The following is a 436-nucleotide window of genomic DNA, read 5'->3' as shown; positions in this document are numbered from 1 at the left end:
ACTACAACCCTAACGCATACTTCAGCGCCTGACGCTTCAGCACACCTGCGCGCTCTGCGGCCATAAGCCCGAGATTACGCATGATGCGCAGCGGCTGCAGGTTGTTGCTAAAACCGGCGTAGAACAAATCCATCCCACTTTGCATAATGAAGTTATCGGTCATACGACGATTCTGATAACGCTTGAGCACCGGTTGACTGGCCCACGCCTCACCATAGCTGCGGGCGCTCACCAGAACATCAATCAGTGCATCCACATCGCGAAAACCCAGATTAACGCCCTGCCCCGCCAGTGGGTGAATGGTATGCGCGGCATCACCTACCAGCGCCAGCCCCGGTTGCACATATTGCAGCGCATGACGACGCGTAAGTGGGAATGCCCCCGCCGCCACAGGCGTAACGTTACCGAGTCGTGAAGGGAAATGTTTGGCGATCTC

General features: G+C 56.7%; 1 protein-coding gene. It reads right to left on the bottom strand.

All coding sequences use genetic code 11. From position 1 onward, the window contains the following. Nucleotide 1: 1 nt before the first annotated feature. The coding region (locus JTI85_RS21350; protein ID WP_255575496.1) for an FAD-dependent monooxygenase at nucleotides 2-436 on the bottom strand (435 nt) is incomplete at its 5' end.

This window comes from Citrobacter sp. Colony219, from assembly GCF_019382635.1.
GTDB lineage: Bacteria > Pseudomonadota > Gammaproteobacteria > Enterobacterales > Enterobacteriaceae > Citrobacter > Citrobacter youngae.
This window is presented reverse-complemented; position numbering and strand designations above follow the sequence as displayed.